Origin of the sequence: Pseudomonas viciae, from assembly GCF_004786035.1 — a bacterium.
GTDB lineage: Bacteria > Pseudomonadota > Gammaproteobacteria > Pseudomonadales > Pseudomonadaceae > Aquipseudomonas > Aquipseudomonas viciae.
Map to the genome: position 1 here is coordinate 3,489,546 of NZ_CP035088.1, position 22,887 is coordinate 3,512,432.

General features: G+C 60.7%; 18 protein-coding genes. 12 read left to right on the top strand and 6 right to left on the bottom strand.

Annotated features, from left to right (window positions below):
• The first annotated feature begins 12 nt into the window (after positions 1-12).
• From EPZ47_RS15510 to EPZ47_RS15530, 5 genes are read left to right on the top strand one after another with little or no spacing between them, the layout of a single operon-like run.
• A complete protein-coding gene (locus EPZ47_RS15510; protein ID WP_238346624.1) occupies positions 13-693 on the top strand; it encodes a metal ABC transporter ATP-binding protein in 681 nt (226 codons plus the stop codon).
• Positions 690-1,595 carry a metal ABC transporter permease gene (locus EPZ47_RS15515; RefSeq protein ID WP_135845595.1) on the top strand — a complete coding sequence of 302 codons (906 nt, stop codon included), beginning with the start codon at positions 690-692 and terminating at the stop codon, positions 1,593-1,595. The genes EPZ47_RS15510 and EPZ47_RS15515 overlap by 4 nt, the downstream gene beginning before the upstream one ends.
• Complete coding sequence (locus tag EPZ47_RS15520; protein ID WP_238346625.1) at positions 1,592-2,587, top strand: metal ABC transporter solute-binding protein, Zn/Mn family; 996 nt, start codon at positions 1,592-1,594, stop codon at positions 2,585-2,587. The genes EPZ47_RS15515 and EPZ47_RS15520 overlap by 4 nt, the downstream gene beginning before the upstream one ends.
• Positions 2,588-2,642: 55 nt before the next feature.
• Positions 2,643-2,933 carry a hypothetical protein gene (locus EPZ47_RS15525; protein WP_238346627.1) on the top strand — a complete coding sequence of 97 codons (291 nt, stop codon included), beginning with the start codon at positions 2,643-2,645 and terminating at the stop codon, positions 2,931-2,933.
• 8 nt (positions 2,934-2,941) lie between these two features.
• On the top strand, positions 2,942-3,766 hold the full coding sequence (locus tag EPZ47_RS15530) for a DUF4198 domain-containing protein (protein ID WP_135845597.1): 825 nt from the start codon (positions 2,942-2,944) through the stop codon (positions 3,764-3,766).
• A gap of 68 nt (positions 3,767-3,834) precedes the next feature.
• Here the strand turns inward: EPZ47_RS15530 and acuI are convergent, their stop codons facing one another.
• Complete coding sequence (gene acuI / locus EPZ47_RS15535; protein WP_135845598.1) at positions 3,835-4,821, bottom strand: acrylyl-CoA reductase (NADPH); 987 nt, start codon at positions 4,819-4,821, stop codon at positions 3,835-3,837.
• A gap of 212 nt (positions 4,822-5,033) precedes the next feature.
• Positions 5,034-5,492: a tautomerase gene (locus EPZ47_RS15540; RefSeq protein WP_178084261.1), complete on the bottom strand. Its 459-nt coding sequence runs from the start codon at positions 5,490-5,492 to the stop codon at positions 5,034-5,036.
• A 94-nt stretch (positions 5,493-5,586) separates the two neighbouring features.
• Between EPZ47_RS15540 and EPZ47_RS15545 the strand changes: the two genes are divergently transcribed.
• Positions 5,587-6,567 carry a GlxA family transcriptional regulator gene (locus tag EPZ47_RS15545; protein WP_135845600.1) on the top strand — a complete coding sequence of 327 codons (981 nt, stop codon included), beginning with the start codon at positions 5,587-5,589 and terminating at the stop codon, positions 6,565-6,567.
• A 37-nt stretch (positions 6,568-6,604) separates the two neighbouring features.
• Here EPZ47_RS15545 and EPZ47_RS15550 read toward each other — a convergent pair whose 3' ends face one another.
• Positions 6,605-8,167, bottom strand: coding sequence for a carbohydrate porin (locus EPZ47_RS15550; protein ID WP_135845601.1), 1,563 nt, complete (start codon positions 8,165-8,167; stop codon positions 6,605-6,607).
• Between the two features lie 167 nt (positions 8,168-8,334).
• On the opposite strand from EPZ47_RS15550, the gene EPZ47_RS15555 reads away from it, so the two are divergent.
• The 6 genes from EPZ47_RS15555 (at position 8,335) to EPZ47_RS15580 (ending at position 15,175) form a co-directional block, all read left to right on the top strand.
• The gene (locus EPZ47_RS15555) at positions 8,335-9,609 is read left to right on the top strand and encodes an ABC transporter substrate-binding protein (RefSeq protein WP_135845602.1); all 1,275 of its coding nucleotides are present in this window, start codon (positions 8,335-8,337) and stop codon (positions 9,607-9,609) included.
• 21 nt (positions 9,610-9,630) lie between these two features.
• The gene (locus EPZ47_RS15560) at positions 9,631-10,593 is read left to right on the top strand and encodes a carbohydrate ABC transporter permease (protein WP_135845603.1); all 963 of its coding nucleotides are present in this window, start codon (positions 9,631-9,633) and stop codon (positions 10,591-10,593) included.
• Entirely contained in the window at positions 10,590-11,432 is an 843-nt protein-coding gene (locus EPZ47_RS15565; RefSeq protein WP_135845604.1) for a carbohydrate ABC transporter permease, read from the top strand. Before EPZ47_RS15560 ends, EPZ47_RS15565 begins: the two co-directional genes overlap by 4 nt.
• 30 nt (positions 11,433-11,462) lie before the next feature.
• Positions 11,463-12,608 carry an ABC transporter ATP-binding protein gene (locus EPZ47_RS15570; protein WP_135845605.1) on the top strand — a complete coding sequence of 382 codons (1,146 nt, stop codon included), beginning with the start codon at positions 11,463-11,465 and terminating at the stop codon, positions 12,606-12,608.
• Positions 12,605-14,107, top strand: coding sequence for a glycoside hydrolase family 32 protein (locus tag EPZ47_RS15575; RefSeq protein ID WP_178084262.1), 1,503 nt, complete (start codon positions 12,605-12,607; stop codon positions 14,105-14,107). Before EPZ47_RS15570 ends, EPZ47_RS15575 begins: the two co-directional genes overlap by 4 nt.
• A 75-nt stretch (positions 14,108-14,182) precedes the next feature.
• On the top strand, positions 14,183-15,175 hold the full coding sequence (locus tag EPZ47_RS15580; RefSeq protein WP_135845607.1) for a LacI family DNA-binding transcriptional regulator: 993 nt from the start codon (positions 14,183-14,185) through the stop codon (positions 15,173-15,175).
• 69 nt (positions 15,176-15,244) lie between these two features.
• Here EPZ47_RS15580 and EPZ47_RS15585 read toward each other — a convergent pair whose 3' ends face one another.
• From EPZ47_RS15585 to EPZ47_RS15595, 3 genes are all read right to left on the bottom strand, one after another.
• Entirely contained in the window at positions 15,245-20,125 is a 4,881-nt protein-coding gene (locus tag EPZ47_RS15585) for a M10 family metallopeptidase (RefSeq protein ID WP_135845608.1), read from the bottom strand.
• Positions 20,126-20,236: 111 nt separating this feature from the next.
• Positions 20,237-21,556 carry a TolC family protein gene (locus EPZ47_RS15590; RefSeq protein ID WP_135845609.1) on the bottom strand — a complete coding sequence of 440 codons (1,320 nt, stop codon included), beginning with the start codon at positions 21,554-21,556 and terminating at the stop codon, positions 20,237-20,239.
• A 1-nt stretch (position 21,557) separates the two neighbouring features.
• Complete coding sequence (locus EPZ47_RS15595; RefSeq protein ID WP_238346628.1) at positions 21,558-22,877, bottom strand: HlyD family type I secretion periplasmic adaptor subunit; 1,320 nt, start codon at positions 22,875-22,877, stop codon at positions 21,558-21,560.
• Between the last annotated feature and the right edge of the window lie 10 nt (positions 22,878-22,887).

Consider the following 22,887-nt stretch of genomic DNA (forward strand, 5'->3'; position numbering starts at 1 on the left):
GAGAAACAAGCGATGTGCGGTCCCGCCATAGTGTTCGACAACGTCTCCCTGCGACTGGGAGGCACGCAAGTGCTTGAAGACGTCAGTTTTCGGGTGGAAGCCGGGGCGCTGCACTGCCTGGTCGGCCCGAACGGTGGCGGCAAGACTTCACTGGTGCGTGCGCTGCTGGGCCAGATGCCGCATTCGGGAGCGGTCCGCTTCGAGGGCCAGGTCACGACCCCCGTGGGCTATGTCCCGCAATTGCCGGACTTCGACCGCAACGTGCCGATGACGGTCAACGATCTCATGGCCCTTCTCGGTCAACGCCGGCCGGCCTTCCTGGGTGCCAACCGATCCGCCAAGTCGGCCAATGCCGAGGCCCTGTCTCGTACCGGCATGGCCGGAATGGGCACCCACCCCTTTGGCAGCCTGTCCGGTGGCCAGCGCCAGCGAGTATTGCTCGCCCAGGCGATCAGCCCGGCGCCCTGGTTGCTGATCCTCGACGAACCGACTGCCGGCATCGACGAATCGGGGGTGCGACTGGTGGAGGCGCTAGTGGCCGAGTTGCACGGCCGTGGCGTCACCATTCTGTGGATCAACCATGACCTGGAACAAGTCAGGCGCATCGCCCAATCGGTGACGGTTATCAACCGCAGGGTGCTGTTCCATGGCGCCCCCGACCAAGTCGCTTACTCGCTGGAGGGGGCCCAATGAGCGCCCTGTACGACTTCATTCGCAACCACCTGCAGGCGCTCGCCGCGAGTGGCATCCTGCCGCAGCCGTTCGAGTATGAGTTCGTGATCAACGCCCTGCTCTGCGCAGTGCTCATCGGCCCCCTGCTGGGCGTGCTGGGTACGATGGTAATGATCAAGCGCATGGCGTTTTTCAGTCAGTCCGTCGGCAATGCTGCGATGACCGGCGTCGCCATTGGCGTGCTGATCGGCGAATCCTATACGTCTCCCTACTTCTCGATGTTCGGCTTCTGCCTGCTGTTCGCGCTGACGCTCAAGTACACGCAGCATCGCACCACGTTGGCCAATGACACGCTGATCGGTGTGTTCCTGTCCATCTCACTGGCGGTCGGTGCCTCGCTGTTGCTGTTCGTATCGGCAAAGATCAACACCCACGTGATGGAAAGCGTGCTGTTCGGCTCGATCCTGGCGGTGGACCACACCGACATGAACGTGCTGCTTGGCGTAACGGCGCTGTGTGCCGTGCTCGGACTGCCGCTGTACAACGGCATGTTGTTGGCCAGCCTCAATCCGAGCCTGGCCCATGCTCGCGGTGTGCGGGTGCGAAGCGTCGAGTACCTGTTTGTGGTGCTGGTCACCCTGGTGACGGTCGCTTGCCTGAAAATCATCGGCGCCGTGCTCGTCGAAGCCCTTCTGCTCATACCGGCGGCGGCAGCACGCAACATCAGCCACTCGCTCCCGGGGCTGGTCGCACGCGCCATCCTGATTGCGACCTTTTCCTGCGTGGTGGGGATCCTGGCGCCGATGCAATTCCACATCCCCGTACCAACCGGCGGGGCAATCGTGATAGTCGCCGCCCTGGTGTTCGTCGTCACCACCGTCATGCGCGCTACCGCGTCCCGATTCAGGGGGGCCAGCGTATGAATAGGAAAGGGTTCTACAGGTCCTGGCTGACGATGCTGGCACTGTTGCTGGGCCTCCCTTTTTCGGCCTTTGCCGATAACGCAAGGCAGCAGGTGCTTGTCGCACTGCCTGCCGTGTATGCGCTCACCTCGGCACTCAGCGAGGGCACGACCCTTGAGGTCGTCCGTCTTCCGGCGGAAGCTGCGGTGCCTATGGAAAGCCAGGCCAACGCGCTGTCACGCCTGGACGCCAAGGTGTTCCAGCAAGCCGAAGCCGTGGTCACCCTCAGTAGTCTCTGGCGTGCCGACCCGCTGTATGCGACGGCGCGCCGCCACAATCTGCGGATCATCGAGATCGATGCCTCGCGCTCATGGGACACCGTTAAACCCAGCGTGGCGGTGACCCGCGTACCGTCGAGCGACGTTCCCTGGGCCGCGGCGAGCGATGTCGAAGAGGGCCCGTCGCCGTATGCCTGGCTCGGTCCCGTCAACGCCATGCGCATGTCGGCACTGATCGCCACCGACCTGGAACGCCTGGCCCCCGCCGATGCGCCGCGAATACAGCACAACCTCGCCGCACTTGAAGACCGTTTGCGCCGGCTCAAGGCTGACTACGGTACCCGCCTGACGGCGGTGCCGGATCTGCGCGTGCTGTCGCTGGCCAATGAGTTCATCTACCTGTTCGGCGAATTCGGCGTCTTTGTCGACGGCTGGTTCGTCCGACAGGACATCGACTGGAGCGACCCTGACTACGCCGCGCTGACCCATTACCTGCGCGAGCGCGACATTCGCGTGGTGGTCCACAAGTGGGCACCGGACGCCAAGATCGTCAAAGCCATCGAGGACGGGGGCGCGCGGTTGTTGGTACTCGATACGGGCAACCCGGGAATACTCGCCGACACGGCCAACGGATACGAAGCGCTCCTGGACTCGAACCTGCAAGCCTTGCTGGCGGCCTTCGCCGCGACTGGCAACGACAACACGAGAGGCGACGGCCAGTCGCCTGCCCAATGATCGATCTTGACGGCGAGGCGTTATGAAACCCATAGGTTCAGCAATGCGAATAGCGATGGCAGGTGCTCTGGCGTTCTGCCAGGCGACCTTCGCCCATGGTCCCGTCTTCGATTGCTACATCGAGGGCGATAACCAGGTGAAGTGCGAGGCGGGCTTCACCGATGGCAGCTCGGCCAACGGCAGAAAAATCCATGTCCAGGACCCAAGCAACAAAGTGTTGCTTGAGGGCGAAGTCGGCAAGGACAACACCTACACGTTCCAGCCCCCCACAGGAAACTACTCCGTGGTGTTCCTCGGTGGCGCCGGCCATGAACTCACGATTCAGTCTTCCGACATTTCAAGGTGAAAACGACCATGACGTTCAAACGAAAACTGCTCCAAGCCCTTGCCGCTACGACATTCACTGGCTTGGCCGGCGCTGCGCATGCCCATTTCCAGATGCTCTACGTGGAAGAAACGGCGCTGCAGCGTGCGGAAAATCTCGAGTTCGCGCTGGTGTTCACCCACCCCTTCTCCGGCGGCCCCACCATGGCCATGGGTACACCTCGCGCCTTCAATCACATCAGCTCCCACGGCGGGGAGAAAATCGACCTGCGCAAGTACTTGCGTCCCATCGAGTGGCAGAGTCGCGACAACCGGACGCCGGCCTATCGCGCCTCGATTCCACGGGAGTTGGTGCGTTCACTGGGTGACCATATCTTCGTACTCGAACCCGAGCCTTACCTGGAAACTGAAGAAGATGTCTACATCCAACAGTTCACCAAGTTGATCGTGAACGTGGGCGGAGTCCCCGGAAACTGGTCAGAGCCACAAGGGTTGCCGGTGGAGATCCAGCCACTGAACAAGCCTTATGCCAACTGGACGGGAGGTGTGTTCCGCGCGGTGGTGCTGGCCGATGGCAAGCCTGTTCCGTTCGCCGAAATCGAAATCGAATACGTCAACCATTCCGTTGATCTTGAAAAAAACGCTTTCGGCCAGCAAGACTATGTGACGGCACCTCAAGCATCATTCAAAGCCCTGAGCACCTACGCGGACGCCCAAGGCATCGTGACCATTGGCCTGCCCCGGGCCGGCTGGTGGGGCATCGCGGCGCTCGACATCGGTACAACGAAGACCCACATGGGCAAGCCCTTGTCGCAAGACGCAGTGTTGTGGGTGCAGGCCAGAGACATGAAGTGATCAACAGCACCCCAGGGCGCCAGTGTTTACGCTGAGATGCCGTCATGGGAATCGGCTCGCCGAAAGAATCAGGCGTTCACATCCACGACGGTGCGCCCGCGAACCTTCCCTTCCAGCACCCGACCGGCGATTGCCGGAACTTCAGCCAGGCCCACGACTTGGGTGGTGCGGGCAAGCTTGTCCACGTCAAGGTCACGCGCCAGTCGTGACCATGCTTGCACACGGGCACTCTGGGGCGCATTGACAGAGTCGATACCGGCCAGGGTTACGTTACGCAGGATGAACGGCAGCACCGACCCCGGCAGATCTGCCCCCTGGGCCAAACCGAAGGCGGCGACAACCCCTCGGTATTGGGTCTGTGCCAACGCATTGACCAGGGTATGACTACCGACAGAATCGATGACGCCCGCCCAGCGTTCCTTGCCGATCGGGGCGCCTGCCTCGGACAGGGTCCGACGATCGATGACCTGTGCCGCACCGAGCTCGTGCAGGTAGTCGGTTTCCTCTTGCCGCCCGGTCGAGGCGATCACGCGATACCCCAGGCCCGACAACAGCGCGATCGCCACCGAGCCGGCACCGCCACTGGCGCCAGTCACCAGGATATCGCCGCGCTCGGGGCTCAGGCCGCCATGCTCCAACGCCAGCACGCTGAGCATTGCCGTGTAGCCCGCAGTGCCGATGGCCATGGCTTGCTGGGTTGAAAATGCCTCTGGGACCTTCACCAGCCAGTCGCCACTCACCCGCGCTTTCTGCGCGAAGCCACCATGGTGGGTCTGGCTCAGCCCCCAACCGTTGACCAGCACCCGATCGCCGGCCGCGAAACCGGGATGGCTGGAGGTCTCGACGATACCGGCGAAATCAATGCCCGGGATCAACGGAAACTGGCGAATGACCGGCGAGCGACCACTCAGGGCCAAGGCATCCTTGTAGTTCACGGTCGAATACTCAATCACAACGGTCACGTCGCCCGGCATCAGGTCCTCGTCCTGGAAGTCGACCAGGTGGGTCGCGATTGCATCGCCGGGTTTGCTTGCGAGCAGAGCCTTGAATGTCATTGTTTTTCTCCGGTTCGGATGAGCGGGTTATCCGCCCCCGCTTGTAGACGTCTCAGGCAAACAGGTCAGTATGCCTTTTGAGTATCGAGCTGCAGCGACTTACGGATGCCTGCATCCAGCATCCGCTGCGCAGAAGCATCGCATGAATTGCAGCAGGCCGGCTGCTTTGCCAGCGGGCGTGAGGTTGCCAGGCCCGAAGGCCCGGCGCCCTTTCAGATGGCCGCGGCCAGATGCTGGAGATGCTCATACCCTGCTGCTTTGGCGAAGAGGGGCAGGCTCCAGATGACGCCATTGGCTCCCCACGCGCCGTCAGCCACGTCGTGCAGCACGATCGAAGTCACCAATTGGCGTTTGTCATCGACAGGCAGCGCTTGCGTGAAAGCGCCGTGCATCAACTCGACATAGCTGGCCCTTGAGACCGCATCCAGTACCCCGGCCGGTACGTAGACCATGGCCATGCAGGGCAGCATTTGCGAGGTCACATCGACGGAGCCACAGGTCCAACCTCCAGGCTCAACCTCCTCGACAACCACCCAACACAAGAATCGCTTCTTCGGATCGTCCGCAATCCGCTCTGCAAGGGCGGCGGCCGCGTTGATGCGGCGGACCAAGGTCGATCGCGCTTCACCAGGGAAAGAACCCTTCGGTATTTTTAAAAGGACATTAGGCATGAACCGCTCCAGTGGTTGAGGTGTACGGCATTAGGCGCTGAGAAGCTGTAGGCTTACAGTGTCCGATATGACTCCTTTCAGGCCTTTTAAGACAATGCACGATTTCACCCTCCTGGTCCTTCCTGGGGCCTATGCGACCAGCGTCGCGGCAACCCTGGATATCTTGAATGCCGCAGTCACGCTAGCGCCACGGCTTAAGGTGACTCGTCCGACCTGGCGCATCGTTTCTGCGCACGGCAAGTCGGTCGCGTTGAGTGGTGGATTGAGCGTCGAAGCGACACCGATACCCCGCGCAGTGCTCACCGATCAGAGCACCTGGATCGTTCCGGGGTTGGGTGTCGAGAGTGCCCATGACCTAGCAGGACGGCTGGCGAGCGACGCTGGGCAACGCGCGATCGAGGCCATCAAGGCGCATGGAGCTCACGGCGGCTCAGTAGCGGCATCGTGCACGGGGGTTTTTCTGCTGCAGGCTGCGCAGTTGCTCATGAATCGCCGAGTGACAACTTCATGGTGGCTGGCCGCAGAGTTGCGCCAACTCGAGCCACGCTGCGTTGTCGACGTGGATCGGATGGTGTGCGCCGATGGCCCGGTCATAACGGCGGGAGCGGCCTTCGCGCAAACCGATTTGATGCTTCATTTGTTGCGGTCGCGCTTTGGAGCCCCGCTGGCGGACGAAGTGGGTCGTGTGCTCTTGATTGATGGTCGCCAGGCTCAGTCACCGTTCATCGTTCCGATGATGCTTTCCAACGGCAACGAGTTGATTGCTCGCCTGACCCAACGCATCGAATCAGCGTTGCCGAACCTTCCAAGCGTGGCCGCACTGGCGGATGAATTTGCCATGTCTACGCGAACGCTCTCACGGCACGTGCAGGCAGCCACGGGCAAGAGCACGCTGGCGCTTGTGCAAAGCGTGCGGCTCAATCGAGCCCGCATGTTGATCGAGACCAGCCGGATGACGATCGAACAGGTCGCGGCGCAAGTGGGTTACGAGGACCCCACCGCCCTGCGCCGGTTGATGCTGAAAGTGTTCGGGGCCAACCCGAGCAAGTTCCGGTTGGCGCTGATGGAGGGTTGAGCGGCATCCTCTGCTTGCGAAGAAGATGCCCTTCCAGTTAGAACCAGGTTTCCATCTGTATGCCGTATTGCCACACGCCGCCTGCGTTGAAGTCAGACTTGCCGAAGGAATCCGCGGTGCTGTATCTGTCCAGATCCGAGGACCAGTCCATGACACTGGCAAACACACGCAGTTCGGGGCGTGTGAGAAGGTCCCCGAAATCAGGCTTGAAGGTCGGGGCAACCGTGAACTTCCAGAAGTTACCGTTGACCGCATTGCGTTGCATGTAGCCCTTGGGATCGAGGTCCATGGTCTGCCAGCTCATCTCGTAGGCCATCTCGAAATTGCTGTTGATTTCATTGGCCAGGCGCACGTTCAGTGTCATCCAGCGGTAGTCATCGCCTTTGACGTATCGATCCTTGCTCTGTTCGGCCAGTAAACTGGGACCGATGCGCCAGCCGGGAGCGATAGGTGTTTCACCGTAGAGCGCCAGGCGCAGTGCGCGGGCATCGTCGATCAGTTCGCCATCCGCGCCAATGTTCTTGACCTCTGCCCCCAGGCCTTGCCCGTAGAGCAGCGCCGCCTTGGTGAAACCTTCCCTGCCGAAAAAGTTCTTCTGATGGTTGGCCACCATGCTGTGCAAGCCCGAATCGGCAGGCGTCAGGCCCGCTTCATTGCTACGAGTACCGATGTCGTTTTCCTTGGCACCGATGGCGTTGAACATCCACTGCCACTGGCCATTGTCGAAAAACTGGTTGGAGGTCAGGACGTAGCTTTCCACATCGGCATTGACGCCGCCCTCACTGAACTCGCCGTAGTTTCGTCCGATCAACGAGTAATTCGAGCGCCAATTCTTATTCATCTGCACGTCGTAGATTCCGCCCCCGGTGCCAGCCAGGTAGACGACGTCCGAGTCCAGCCAGTGAATATCGAAATTGTCTCGATCGAAACGCTTGCCTGCCCACAGGGTGGCGTTTTCAAACACCGAGTTTCCCTTGAAGGCAGCGATATGATCGAGTTCGGTAAACACCTGGCGCACGTTCAGGTCGCTTTCGTCGGCAGTCCAGTCATTGGAGCTTTCCACGCCATCGGCGATGGATACCGTGAATTTGGAACGGGTGCCGTTCTGCGCGTACATTTCTTTGGACAGATCGATGCGCATGTAGGTGTCGTCCTCGTTACCGAGTCGCCCGACAGCGCCACCGACAGAGCCGGCTGGAGTGGTATAAGGACCGCCGCGACCACCGCCCAAGCCATCATTGACCAACAATCCGGAACGAGCGTAACCCTTGAAGCTGAACCCATCCGTGAGGTGTGCGCTACTGCCCTGCTTTTCCATGCTTTGCTGGCGGGCTTCGAGGTTTGCCAACCGCGTGTCCAGCGTGGGGTTCGTAACAGTCGCCGTGGACGCCACAGGTTGGATGGCAGGCGTGGCGCGTTTGAGTTGCTGCAGCTCCCTGGCCAGCGCCTGGGTTTGCTGTTCGGCTGCGGCGGCGCGCTTTTCCGCTGCGCTGGCACGGGCTTCGAACGCAGCCATACGTTCTTCCAGCGTCGCAGCTTGAGAGGTGGCCGCCGAGGTGCCGAGCACGCCTGCGAGAAGCCAGCTTGATGCTTTCTGCATGTGGATTTCCCTGTTTTGTTTTTATTTTTTTGTCCCGCGACTGTCTTTTCCCTTGGCTTTTGGATTGTCCAAGAACCGCGAAAAAAAGGATGCCTCATCGCAAATACGCTGCTACATTTGGCGATGTTAACGTTAACTTTTCTAAAAACAAAAATAAAGAGGGCTTTATGAAACAGCTCAAAACGCTCCTTCCTGCTGCGCTGCTCGGCCTTTGTGTCGGGCTTCCATCCCTTTCGACTGCCGCCAATCTGACGATCTCCTGCGGTGCGGTGGGGGCTGAATTGCAACTGTGCAAGGAGGCTGTCGAGACATGGTCGAAGCAGACCGGCAACAGCGTCGAAGTGGTGTCCACGCCTAACTCGGCGACCGAGCGGTTGTCGTTCTACCAACAGATCCTCAGCGCCCAGTCCAGCGACATCGACATCATTCAAATCGACATGGTGTGGCCGGGGATGCTGGCCAAACATCTGCTGGACCTGCGCGAGGTGCTTCCCGCCAACGCGACCCAGGGCTACTTCAAGGCCCAGGTGGATAACGCCACGGTAAACGGACGGCTGGTAACCATGCCGTGGTTCACCGATTCGGGCCTGCTGTATTACCGCAAGGACTTGCTTGAGAAGTACCACAAGCCGGTGCCGCAGACCTGGGAGCAAATGACCGCTACGGCCAGGGAAGTTCAGCAGGCCGAACGCAGCGCCGGGAACGCCAATGCCTGGGGTTACGTATTTCAAGGTCGGGCCTACGAGGGCCTGACGTGCAATGCGCTGGAGTGGATCAGCAGCCAACCGCAAGGCGGGCTGGTCAATTCGCAAGGCGACATCGTGGTCAACAGCCAGGCCTCAAGAGCGGCGTTGACCCTGGCGAAAAGCTGGGTGGGCGACATTTCCCCGCGCGGTGTACTCAATTACACCGAGGAAGAAGGACGTGGCGTATTCCAGTCGGGTAATGCGCTGTTCATGCGTAACTGGCCGTATGTCTGGGCCTTGGTGCAAAGCCCCGACAGCGTCGTAAAAGACAAGGTCGGTGTCGCGCCCCTGCCCCGCGGTGGCGAGACGGGCACCCACGCGTCCACCCTCGGTGGCTGGGGCCTGGCGGTGTCGCGCTACAGCGCCAACCCCAAGCTGGCCGCAGAATTGGTGAGCTACCTGAGCAGTGCTCAACAGCAGAAACATCGTGCCCTGGTCGGCGCCTATAACCCGGTGATCGAGTCGCTTTATCAAGATCCCGAGTTACTCGCGGCGATGCCTTACTACAGCCAACTGCACAGCATTCTCAATGACGGGGTCATGCGCCCCGCCGCCATCACCGCCGATCGCTATCCACGGGTCTCCAATGCGTTCTTCGACCAAGTCCACGGCGTGTTGGCGGGCGAGCGGCCTGTCGAGCAGGCGCTGGCCGAGCTGGAAAGCGAACTGACGCGCATCAAACGCCGGAACTGGTAAGCCACAAGGAAGGAAATCACCATGTCTGTCTCCACTACCCTGGCCCCCGATGATGAGCTGTTGCTCACCCGGGAAACGCCGGTACAACGCCGCCGGGTTCGCGCCGCCTGGCTGTTTCTGACACCAATGTTGCTGTGTCTGGCCCTGGTGGCGGCGTGGCCGCTGCTGCGCACATTCTGGTTCAGCCTGACCGACGCCAGCCTGGCGGACACCGGTGATGCAACCTTCGTCGGCTTGAGCAATTACCTGTTCCACAGCGGCTCCGGCTGGTCAGGCATCCTGGTCGATCCACAATGGTGGAACGCCGTGCGCAACACCCTGCATTTCACCGTGGTCTCAGTGGGATTGGAAATGGTGCTGGGGCTGTTGGTGGCGCTGCTGCTGAACGTCAAGTTCACCGGACGCGCCCTGGTGCGGGCATTGATTCTGATTCCCTGGGCGATACCCACCATTGTCTCGGCGAAGATCTGGTCATGGATGCTCAACGACCAGTTCGGCATCATCAATCATCTGATGCTGGGCGCCGGCCTGATTGACGCGCCCCTGGCCTGGACGGCAGACGCGGACCTGTCGATGTGGGCAGTGATTATCGTCGACGTCTGGAAGACCGTCCCGTTCGTCACGCTGCTGATGTTGGCGGCCTTGCAGATGTTGCCGGGCGATTGCTACGAAGCCGCCCGCGTCGACGGCATTCATCCGCTGAAGGTGTTCTGGCGGGTCACGCTGCCACTGCTGATGCCGGCGTTGCTGGTGGCGGCGATCTTTCGCATTCTCGACTCCTTGCGGGTGTTCGACGTCATCTATGTGCTGACCTCGAATTCGTCGAGCACCATGAGCATGTCGGTCTACGCCCGCCAGCATCTGGTGGAGTTCCAGGATGTTGGCTACGGCAGCGCGGCCTCGACCCTGCTGTTTCTGGTGGTTGCGGTGATCGCCATGGCTTACCTGTACCTCGGACGCCGTCAAATGGAGGTTCGCTCATGAGCCCGCGCCTATTGAAAAAAGCGCTGCTGCGCGTCGGATTCTGGTGCCTGATCGGGATTTTGCTACTGTATGCGGTCTTCCCTTTCTACTACGCCATCGTGACTTCGCTGAAGTCATCCAGCGCCTTGTTCCAGGTGAGCTACTGGATCGACAACCCCGACTTCTCCAACTATGCCGCCGTGCTCCACCAAGCCTCGTTCCTGCGGGCGATCGGTAACTCTCTGGTGGTTGCGCTGAGTGTGGTCGCGCTGGCGCTGTTCCTCAGCCTGACCGCCGCCTATGCCTTGGGCCGGGTGAAGTTTCGTGGACGTGGCACGGTGCTGATGCTGGTCCTTGGCGTGTCGATGTTTCCCCAGGTCGCGGTGCTGTCGGGGTTGTTCGAGGTGATCCGTGTCCTGGGACTGTACAACACGTCCTGGGCGCTGATCCTGAGCTACACGATTTTCACCCTGCCCTTCACCGTCTGGGTACTGACCACGTTCATGGGCCAACTGCCCCATGAACTGGAAGAGGCGGCGATCATGGATGGTGCCTCACCCTGGGTCACCCTGACCCGCGTGCTGTTGCCGCTGCTCTGGCCCGCGCTGGTCACCACTGGCCTGTTGGCGTTCATTGCCGCGTGGAACGAGTTCCTGTTTGCCCTGACCTTCACCCTCACCGACACGCAACGCACGGTGCCGGTGGCCATCGCCCTGATTTCCGGCGGCAGCTCCCATGAGTTGCCTTGGGGGCTGTTGATGGCCGCTTCGGTGCTGGTCACCGTCCCATTGGTGATTCTGGTGCTGATCTTCCAGCGCCGAATCGTTTCCGGCCTCACTACCGGCGCGTTAAAGGGTTGATGCCCAACAAAGACAAGAAGGAACAGCATCGTGATCAAGTTGAAACTGGACAACGTGAACAAACAACTGGGCGGCATGCGCATTCTTCGCGACGTCAGCCTGGAAATCGCCGCGGGTGAATTCGTGGTGTTCGTCGGTCCTTCGGGCTGCGGAAAGTCGACCCTGTTGCGACTGATCGCCGGACTGGACTCCATTTGCGCCGGCGACCTGCTGATCGATGGACGCCGGGTCAACGACCTGGAACCGCGCGAGCGTGGCGTCGGCATGGTGTTTCAATCGTATGCGCTCTACCCGCACATGAGCGTCTACGACAACATCAGTTTTGGTCTCAAACTGGCCAAGACTGAAAAGACCAGCCTGCGTGAGCGTGTGCTGAAAACCGCGCAAATCCTGCAATTGGATAGACTGCTGCAACGCAAGCCCAAGGAGTTGTCGGGCGGACAGCGCCAGCGCGTGGCCATGGGCCGGGCCATGGCGCGGGAGCCGGACATTTTGCTGTTCGATGAGCCGCTGTCCAACCTGGACGCCTCGTTGCGGGTGCAGATGCGTAACGAAATCGCCCGGCTGCATGCCCGATTGGGCACGACCATGATCTACGTCACCCACGACCAGGTCGAAGCAATGACCCTGGCCGACAAGATTGTCGTGCTCAATGGCGGTCGTATCGAGCAGGTTGGCTCGCCACGTGAGCTCTATGAACGCCCGGCCACGCGCTTTGTCGCCGGTTTCCTGGGGTCGCCCAGAATGAATTTTCTTCCAGCGTTCCTGTACACGCCTGGCGAAACCAGCCTGGTTGAAAGCCTCGTATTGGGGAAGGCTTCCCTGCCCTTCGACAGCTCGGGCCTGGTGGCGGACACGCAACTGAGCCTGGGGATCCGCCCGGAACATGTATCGCTCAAGGCAGCGCAAGGCAGCGCTGGCGTCGCCGTGACCGTTGTCGAATACCTGGGCAGCGAAACCTATGTGCACCTCGATACCGGTCAGCAAGAACCGCTGATCTGTCGTTGTGAGGTCAACGCCGGATGGCGCGTGGGAGATCGGGTCGAATTGCAGCTGGAGACCGATAACCTGCACCTGTTCGATGTCGACGGCAGGGCCTTGAGCCGCCCCCCAAAAGCCACTGAAAACCCGTCGGATGACGCCACCCTGCGCTCGGTACGAGCAGGCGCCCTATGACTGTGTCTGTAAATGCCATGAGTGCTCCAATGTCCGCAGCCCTTGAACTTGCGCAGCAGGCGCTGAAGGATGGCCTGTCTCGCGTCATCGACGCCTATCGCCCCGATTATCATCTGGCCCCACCGGTGGGCTGGATGAACGACCCGAATGGCGTGGTGTACTTCCAGGGCGAGTATCACGTGTTCTATCAACACCACCCCTTCGATGCGAAATGGGGCCCGATGTATTGGGGGCATGCCAAGAGTGCCGACCTGGTCCATTGGCAACACCTGCCCATCGCGCTGGCGCCGGGCGATGACTTTGACCGCGACGGTTGCTTTTCCGGCAGCGCGGTGGTGTGTGGCGATACCCTGGCGTTGATCTACACCGGGCACACCTGGCTGGGGGAAGTGGGTGACGAACGCCAGATCCGTCAAGTCCAGTGCCTGGCCACCAGTGTCGACGGCATCCGGTTCGTCAAGCACGGCGCCGTCATCGAGACTGCGCCGCAAGACGCGATCATGCACTTTCGTGACCCCAAGGTCTGGAAGGAAAATGACCATTGGTACCTGATTGCCGGCGCCCGTCTGGACGATACGCCGCTGCTCCCGCTGTACCGTTCCACGGACCTGCACGCCTGGGAATTCCTTGATTACGTGTCCAGCGGCAACGAGGGCGATGGCTACATGTGGGAGTGCCCGGATCTGTTCCAACTCGATGGCCGCGATGTACTGCTGTACTCCCCCCAGGGCATGCAGCCCGAGGGTTACGACCGGCTCAACAAGTACCACACCGGTTATCGAGTAGGCCAACTCGACAGCGAATGGCATTTCAGCGGCGGGCCGTTTATCGAACTGGATAACGGCCACGATTTCTATGCCGCGCAAACCTTGGTGGCCGCCGATGGTCGGCGCCTGGTGTGGGCCTGGCTCGACATGTGGGAAAGCCCGATGCCAAGCCAGGCTCATCACTGGTGCGGCATGCTCGGACTGCCACGCGAGCTGCAATTGCATGCTGATCGCCTCAGGGTATTCCCGGCCCGGGAACTGACGGCGTTGCGCAAGGCGCCGTTGCCAAGCACGCCTGCGTGGGGTGAATCAGGCAGTCGGTGGGTACCGCAAGTGAATGGCGACAGGCTCGAGATCCATGTGCAGCTGGATTTACTCGACTGCACCGAAGGCACGCTGGGCATCGCCCTGCGCTGCAGTGCCGATGGCGATGAATACACCCTGCTTTACTACGATGCGTCACTGCGGCGCCTGGTGCTCGACCGCAGTCGTTCGGGGGCACAAGTGAGCGGTCAGCGCAGTGTGGCGATCGACCGGGGGCAAGAGCATCTGCAACTGCGTGTGTTTCTGGACCGCTCGTCCATCGAGGTGTTTGAGGAAAGCGGGCGCTTCAGTCTCAGCAGCCGCATCTACCCTCAGCCCGACAGCCTGGGGGTGAAGTTGCTCGCAAGCGGGACTGGCGGGGACGTCTCCATCACCCACGCATGGCCTTTGGCCTCGGGGTGGCTATGAGCATCGTCATTCGAGTCGCGAGAAGCCCGGGCCCTGTGTCATGATTCTGCGTCAACCTGACTGGCCGCACCTCGCATGACTTCAGTGAAAGACGTTGCACAGCTGGCCGGCGTGTCCCTGATGACGGTTTCTCGAGCGCTCAATACCCCGGAAAAACTGAGCCCCGAAACCCTCCAGCGGGTGCGTCGCGCCATTGACGAATTGCAATTCGTACCGAGCCTGTCGGCGCGCAGGATGCGCGGCGACAACCTCCAGGCGCGAACCATTGGTGTGTTCGCACTGGACACCGCGACCACCCCCTTCGCGGTCGAGCTGCTGCTGTCCATCGAACAGACCGCGCAACAAGCGGGCTGGAATGTCTTTATCCTCAACTTGCTGAGCAACCCGCCCACCGACCAGAACATCGACCTGATGCTGTCGCACCGTCCCGACGGGTTGATCTTCAGCGCCATGGGGTTACGCCAGGTGAGCATTCCCGAGCGGTTGAAAAGCAAACCGCTGGTGCTCGCCAATTGCCTGGCCGATGACAGTCGCCTGGTCAGTTACGTGCCCGATGATGAAGCGGGGCAGTATCGAGCCGTGCATCATGCGTTGAGCCAAGGCTATCGGCGCCCGCTGTGCATCAATCTGCCAAAACAGAGTGTGGCCTGGAGCCTGCGCCAGGCAGGCCTGCGGCGTGCCTGTCAGGCATCCGGGCTGGCGCCTGAAGCCCTGCTGCAATACGACCTTTCTGATCACGATGCCTATGGCGAAACCGCTGCCATCCTCGACCGGCACATTGTCGAGGGTCGCCCCCAATTCGACATCCTGATCTGCGGCAACGACCGCATTGCCTTTTGTGCCTATCAGCTGTTGTTGGGACGCGGCCTGAAGATTCCCGAGGACGTCGCCGTGCTCGGCTATGACAACATGATCGGTATCGCCGAACTGTTCATCCCGCCACTGACAACGGTACAGCTGCCGTACTACGAGATCGGGCGCCAGGCGGCCCGACACCTGATCGAAAGCCTCGAGGTGTCGGGTGCCCAGCCCGTGGATTGCCCGCTGGTGGTCAGGGCGTCGGTATAAACTCAATGGCTCAGGGGGATCCCTCCCCCATGCCTTGGATTTACCGCAACGGGACGCAAGGCCGCTTTATCAAGCGACCAAGTCATTGGCGGTGAAGGTGTTGACACCCACTAACTGGATCTCGAAATCCGCTCCCAGATCGCCGTTGATGTTGCCGGAAAGCACTTGATCGACGAAGCGCAGTTGCCCTGCACCCGTGAAGTCATTCGAATCGATGAAAGTGAACTTTTCAAACAGCAGCGTCGGGGCATTGGCATCCAGTTTCGACAGGTCAACCTTATCGCCCTGAAGTCTGCTGAAGTCGAAAATAGTGTCGCGGGCAATTCCCAGGCCCAACTCATTCAAGAAGCTGAAAACAAACCGGTCGGCGCCATCGCCACCGGTCATGGTGTCAGTACCCATTCCGCCGTTCAGCGAGTCATTGCCGGCACCGCCGTTGAGTTGATCGTTGCCTGCCCCACCGGTTAATACGTTGTTCCCGGCGTTGCCGATCAGCACGTTGTCCAAACCGTTGCCGGCGCCATTGAGGTGGGCAGCGCCGGTTAGCGTGAGATTCTCCAGGTTGGCGCCCAGGCTCCAGCTCACCGAAGAGCGCACGGTATCGATTTCGCTGGCCAGGGTGTTGGTTTCGCTGACGATGTCCTTGAGATTGTCGACGATGTAGGTGTCGTTGCCGGTGCCACCGATGAGGGTGTCGATACCGGCACCACCGTCCAGGGTGTCCGCACCGTCCAGGCCATTGAGCACGTTGGCGCCGGCGTTGCCGATCAGGCTGTTGTCCGAAGCGTTGCCGACCAGACTGAGGGCGGCGACGCTTAACAGTTGTCCATCTTCGACGTTGGCGGACAAGGTATGGCTCACCGTCGTGCGCACCAGGTCGCGGCCTTCGTTGGCGAGCTCAACGACGCTGTCGCCGAGGTTGTCGAGCATATAGATGTCGTCGCCGGCACCGCCGATCAGCGTGTCCCGCCCGACGCCACCGTTGAGCAGGTTATTGCCGGCGTTACCGGTCAGCACGTTGTTCAGCGCATTGCCGGTGCCATTGAGGTGGGCGATGCCGGTCAGCGTGAGGTTTTCCAGGTTGGCGCCCAGGCTCCAAGTCACCGAGGCGCGCACGGTATCGATTTCGCTGGCCAGGGTGCTCGTTTCGCTGACGAGGTCCTTGAGGTTATCGACCACATAGGTGTCGTTGCCGGCACCACCGATCAGGGTGTCGATACCCACACCGCCGTCCAGAACGTTGGCGCCGGCGTTGCCGGTGATGCGGTTGTTCAGTGCGTTGCCGGTACCGTTGATGCTGCCACTGTCGCTGAGGGTCAGGACCTCAAGATTGCTGCCAAGGGTGTAACTGATCGACGAGATAACGCTGTCGATTTCGGTGAGCGAGGCGCCTCGCTCGATGATCGTATCGCCGAGGTTGTCGACCACATAAGTGTCGTTGCCGGCGCCACCGTCAAGTTGGTCGCTGCCGGCACCACCATTCAATACGTTGTTCCCGGCGTTGCCGGTCAGCACGTTGTCCAGGGCGTTGCCGGTGCCATTGAGGTGCGCGGTGCCGGTCAGCGTGAGGTTTTCCAGGTTGGCGCCCAAGCTCCAGCTCACCGAGGAGCGTACATTGTCGATTTCGCTAACCAGGGTGCTGGTCTCGCTGACAACATCCTTGAGGTTGTCGACGATGTAGGTGTCGTTACCGGTGCCACCGATGAGAGTATCGATACCGGCACCACCGTCCAGGGTGTCCGCACCGTCCAGGCCATTGAGCACGTTGGCGCCGGCGTTGCCGATCAGGCTGTTGTCCAAAGCGTTGCCGACCAGACTGAGGGCGGCGACGCTTAACAGCTGTCCATCTTCAACGTTGGCGGACAAGGTATGGCTCACCGTCGTGCGCACCAGGTCGCGGCCTTCATTGGCGAGCTCAACGACGCTGTCGCCGAGGTTGTCGAGCATATAGATGTCGTCGCCGGCACCGCCGATCAGCGTGTCCCGCCCAACGCCACCGTTGAGCAGGTTATTGCCGGCGTTACCGGTCAGCACGTTGTTCAGCGCATTGCCGGTACCATTGAGGTGGGCGATGCCGGTCAGCGTGAGGTTTTCCAGGTTGGCGCCCAGGCTCCAAGTCACCGAGGCGCGCACGGTATCGATTTCGCTGGCCAGGGTGCTGGTTTCGCTGACGAGGTCCTTGAGGTTATCGACCACATAGGTGTCGTTGCCGGCACCACCGATCAGGGTGTCGATACCCACGCCGCCGTCCAGAACGTTGGCGCCAGCGTTGCCGGTGATGCGGTTGTTCAGTGCGTTGCCGGTACCGTTGATGCTGCTACTGTCGCTGAGGGTCAGGACCTCAAGATTGCTGCCAAGGGTGTAACTGATCGACGAGATAACGCTGTCGATTTCGGTGAGCGAGGCGCCTCGCTCGATGATCGTATCGCCGAGGTTGTCGACCACATAAGTGTCGTTGCCGGCGCCACCGTCAAGTTGGTCGCTGCCGGCGCCACCGTTCAATACGTTGTTCCCGGCGTTGCCGGTCAGCACGTTGTCCAGGGCGTTGCCGGTGCCATTGAGTTGGGCAGCGCCGGTTAGCGTGAGATTCTCCAGGTTGGCGCTCAGGCTCCAGTTCACCGAGGAGCGCACGGTATCGATTTCGCTAACCAGGGTGCTGGTCTCGCTGACAACATCCTTGAGGTTGTCGACGATGTAGGTGTCGTTACCGGTGCCACCGATGAGAGTATCGATACCGGCACCACCGTCCAGGGTGTCCGCACCGTCCAGGCCATTGAGCACGTTGGCGCCGGCGTTGCCGATCAGGCTGTTGTCCAAAGCGTTGCCGACCAGACTGAGGGCGGCGACGCTTAACAGCTGTCCATCTTCAACGTTGGCGGACAAGGTATGGCTCACCGTCGTGCGCACCAGGTCGCGACCTTCGTTGGCGAGCTCAATGACGCTGTCGCCGACGTTGTCGAGCATATAGATGTCGTCGCCGGCACCGCCGATCAGCGTGTCCCGCCCGACGCCACCGTTGAGCAGGTTATTGCCGGCGTTACCGGTCAGCACGTTGTCCAGGGCGTTGCCTGTGCCATTGAGGTGGGCGATGCCGGTCAGCGTGAGGTTTTCCAGGTTGGCGCCCAGGCTCCAAGTCAAGGAGGAACGTACGGTATCGATTTCGCTGGCCAGGGTGCTGGTTTCGCTGACGAGGTCCTTGAGGTTATCGACCACATAGGTGTCGTTGCCGGCACCACCGATCAGGGTGTCGATACCCACGCCGCCGTCCAGAACGTTGGCGCCAGCGTTGCCGGTGATGCGGTTGTTCAGTGCGTTGCCGGTACCGTTGATGCTGCTACTGTCGCTGAGGGTCAGGACCTCAAGATTGCTGCCAAGGGTGTAACTGATTGACGAGATAACACTGTCGATTTCGGTGAGCGAGGCGCCTCGCTCGATGATCGTATCGCCGAGGTTGTCGACCACATAAGTGTCGTTGCCGGCGCCACCGTCAAGGGTATCCGCACCGCCCAGACCATTGAGGACGTTGGCGGCGTTGTTACCGATCAGGCTATTGTTCGAGGCGTTGCCGACAAGATTGAGGGCGGCAATGCCGAGCAGTTGGCCATCCTCGACATTGGCCGACAAGGTGTAGCTGACCGTTGTGCGTACCAGGTCGCGGCCTTGGTCGGCGAGCTCGATGACACTGTCACCGAGGTTGTCGATCATATAGGTGTCATTGCCGACAGCACCGATCAGCGTGTCCCGTCCGACGCCGCCATTGAGCAGGTTGTCACCGGTGTTGCCGGTCAGCACGTTGCCCAGGGCGTTGCCGGTGCCATTGATATTGGCACTGCCCGTCAGCGTGAGGTTTTCCAGGTTGGCACCCAGGCTCCAGCTTACCGAGGCGCGCACGGTGTCGATTTCGCTGACCAGGGCACTGGTTTCGCTGACGACATCCATGAGGTTGTCGACGACGTAGGTATCATTGCCTGCCCCGCCGGTCATCGAGTCTATGCCGGCGCCACCATTTAGAAGGTTGCCCAGTGCATTGCCAATCAGGGTGTCGTTATTGGCCGAGCCAATTGCGTTTTCGATTTTAGCGCCGTAGGCAATCGCGAGCCCTTCATTGAAGGAAGCCCCGGTCTTGAGGTTGGTGAAGGCCTGGCCGATCTTGCTGAACTGGCCTTCATTCAGGTTGATGCGCACCGCTCCTGCCTGATTGCTTGCATCAATGGTGTCATTGCCGCCAGCGTCCCAGATCGTCTCGAACACCGATTGACCCGCCGCCCAGCTATAGGTGGTATTGCCAGTCTGCCACTGGGTGTTTGCGCCATAGAGACTCTGGATGGCAGCGATATCCAGCAGCATGGGCGTGGTCGGCTCATAGGAATACCCAGTGTTGTAACTCATGAGCGTGTAGCGCACGTCATCAAACTGAGCGGAAAGCACCGTGGGGTTTGACAGGACTTTGGAGAACGGATGCTTGAGGCCCAACGCATGGCCGATCTCATGCATGAAAACCAGGTAGTCGTAGGAACCCTTGTCGGGTGTCGGATCGTTCGTGACTGGCCCCAGCCAGACGTCACCAGCGCTGGGAGTGTTACCGGGAAGATAGGCCCAGGCAGCAGTGTTGTCGTCCATCCACCAAAAGCCACCGAACCGCAAGTCACCGACATTGGTGGAGGACTCTTCGACTTGGGTGAACTTAAGATTGGCGACCGCACTCCAGGTAGCGAGTGCGCTGACAATGCCGTCTTGCTGTGCTGACGTCAGGACGTAGTCGGCCAGGTCCTCTCTTTCTTCGCTATAGCGGCGGGCGTAACTCGAATTCACAGTTATGAAGCTATACGTGAGAGACGTACCCGTGATCGCGTTGCCGGTCCAATAAGTGCCATAAAGCAAGCTGTTGACCTGCACGTTACCGGTCAACTTTGCGGACGAAACGGATGAGTAACCAGTTGGACTAGGCATACGAGCTTCCTGTGAACTATCTACGGCCCTTCCTGGATGCGACCGCTACAAAAAACGTTATTTTGCATGAGAAACAGTGGCATTGATATCACTTGGCCACCTATTTAACCATTAGTCCGATGTCGACGGCGCAACCAACCATTCGTTAGCCTTGCGAATATCCCCATCGGCCAATCTTCCGCTCCAGCGATGCAGCACCAGCAAACTGGTCACGAACCGGTATTGGGACTGATAGAAATCACGCCGTGCGCGAAACGCTTCCTTGATGCTGTCCAGGACATCGACGGCATTCTTGACCCCGTACGCAAAGGCTTTCTCCGTGGCTATCCGTGACTTTTCAGCGGATTCCAGCGCCCGGCGCGTCGCCTTGATTCGACTGAGTTCTGCCGTCATCCCCAGGTAGGCCGTGCAAGTTTCCTTGATGACCTGGCGCCGCAGGGCTTCCAGCTCTTGCTGGGCGACTTCCTTATCGCTTTCCGAGGTCGACACCCGGGCACGGGTGGAGCCGCCACTGTAGAGCGGCACCTGCAAGTCGAGGGATGCGATGAGGTTGTCCGAGCGCGGCGTCAACGTGCCCTCGTAGCCGATATCACTGCGTTGCGCCGTCAAGTTCAGGCCCAATCGGGGTAGATGGCCGGCCTTGGCTTCGCCAATCGCCGCATCGGCGGCACGGATACTGTGTTCGCGGGCGTGCAGTGCCGGGTTGCTGTCCAGTGCCGTCTGCACCCAGTAGTCCTGCGCCTGCGCGGGCAGACTGAACGCCGGATTGTCGCCGATGCGCTTGAACGGCTCCTGGACGTCGCGCCCCACCAGCTCGGAAATCGCTTCACGACTGACCTGGACCTTGTTGGTGGCTTCGATCTCGTCAGCCTTGAGCGCATCCACTCGAGCCTCCAGGTCCAGCGTGTCGGTCACCATCGCCATCTGGCGCGCATACAGGGCATTGACTCGCTTGAGGTTACGCTCGGTCGCCTCCAGCTCGCTGCGCACCAGGGACAGCTCGTCCTCGGCCGCCAGCACAGCGAAATAGCGCTCGGACAGATCAATGCTGGCCTGCACCTGGGTGTCATCGGATTCGTATTCGCCCTGCCGGGCCAGCTCTACGTACTTCTGATAGCTGCGCCAGACCTGCGGATCGTAGATCACCTGATTGAGCACCAGCGCCATGCGCTTGCCGTTGTACTGGATACGCTCCAGGTCATCGTCGCGTCGACTGCGATTGACACTGCCGCTGGCGTTGAGCTGCGGCAGCAATTGACCAAAGGCTGCACGTTCGTTGCCCTCACCACTACGGATCAGCGCCTGCGCCCGCAGGATGCGCGGATCGGCGCCCTGTGCTTCCTGATGCAGTTGCCACAGGTCGATATAAGTGTTGTCAGCCAGGACGCCAAGCGGCATGACGGCCAGACACAGCGCGATCAAAGACTTCATGTCAGTCCTCGATCAACGAACGGGCGAACGCATTGCTGGCAGGCTGCATCAAGTACTGCAACAACGTCCGCGCCCCCGTATTGATCAGCACTTCGACCGGCATTCCCGGCACCAGGGTGAGATCGCCCAGGGCCTGACGCCCGTTGTCGGTCAGGGCCACGCGTGCCAGGTAATAAGCGGTGCCGGTGTCTTTATTGGTCAGGCGATCGGCGGATATCTGCACCAACTGCCCTTCGATGACCGGCGTGGTGCTGCTCTTGAACGCACTGAAACGGATCTGCGCCAGTTTGCCCAATGCGATACGATCGATGTCCATCGGTGAAATCTGCGCTTCGACGATCAGCTCTTCGTTGGCCGGGACGATGTCCAACAGCGCAGTACCTGGGCTGACCACCCCGCCCGTCGTGTGCAGGGTCATCCCCATGACCATCCCCGACTCGGGCGCCAGGATATCGGTGCGCTGGTCGCGGTCCTGCAGGCTGGCCAGGCGCTCGCGCAGTTCATACACCTTGCTCCGCGCATCGCCCAACAGACCGGCGACCTCGGTGGCAAAGGTCTTTTTCAACTGCAGTATTTTCAACTGCGCCTCGTCGATATGAACCCGCGCTCGCGCAATTTCGGACTGGCTTTCAGCTATTTCGGCCTGCAGCCGAGAGAGCGCGCGCTCCTGCTCACGCAGGCGCTGCTTGTCCACGTAACCGTCGGCCAACAGGGCGCGCAAGTCGACAATCTCTTCTTGATAGGACGCCGCCAGTGTCTGCTTGCTGGCAATGATGGCCTTGAGGCCGCGAATCTGCTCCTCGATCTGTCCGATGGACTTCTCCTGCAAGCCGATTTCGCCGAGCAACGAGGTCCGTCGGGTCTGGAAGATCCGCGCTTCACTGTCGCGGGCTTCGCGCACGCGCGGGTCAGCCGGATCCAGCGTCGGCTCGGCGGGTGGTTCGGGCAGCGAGTCACGTTCAGCCACCAGTCGGGCTTGCAGTTCGAGCGCGGCGATCAACTGGCTGCGCATGGCTTCCATTTCCGAACGTGCCTGGGTGTTGTCGAGCACCAGCAACACATCACCGGCTTTCACCCGGTCGCCATCATGCACACGCAGTTCACGCACGATGCCGCCTTCAAGATGCTGTACGGTCTTGCGGTAGCTTTTGACCGTGACCACGCCTGGCGCAAGTGCCGCACTGTCGAGCGGCGCCAGGGTAGCCCAGCCGCCGAACAGGCCAAAGGTGACCAGCAACATGAGGTAGCCGATACGCCGTACCGGCGCATCATCGATGGGGAGCCCGGGTGAATCGGCGGATGAGTACTGACTGTTTTGCATAAAGTTGCTC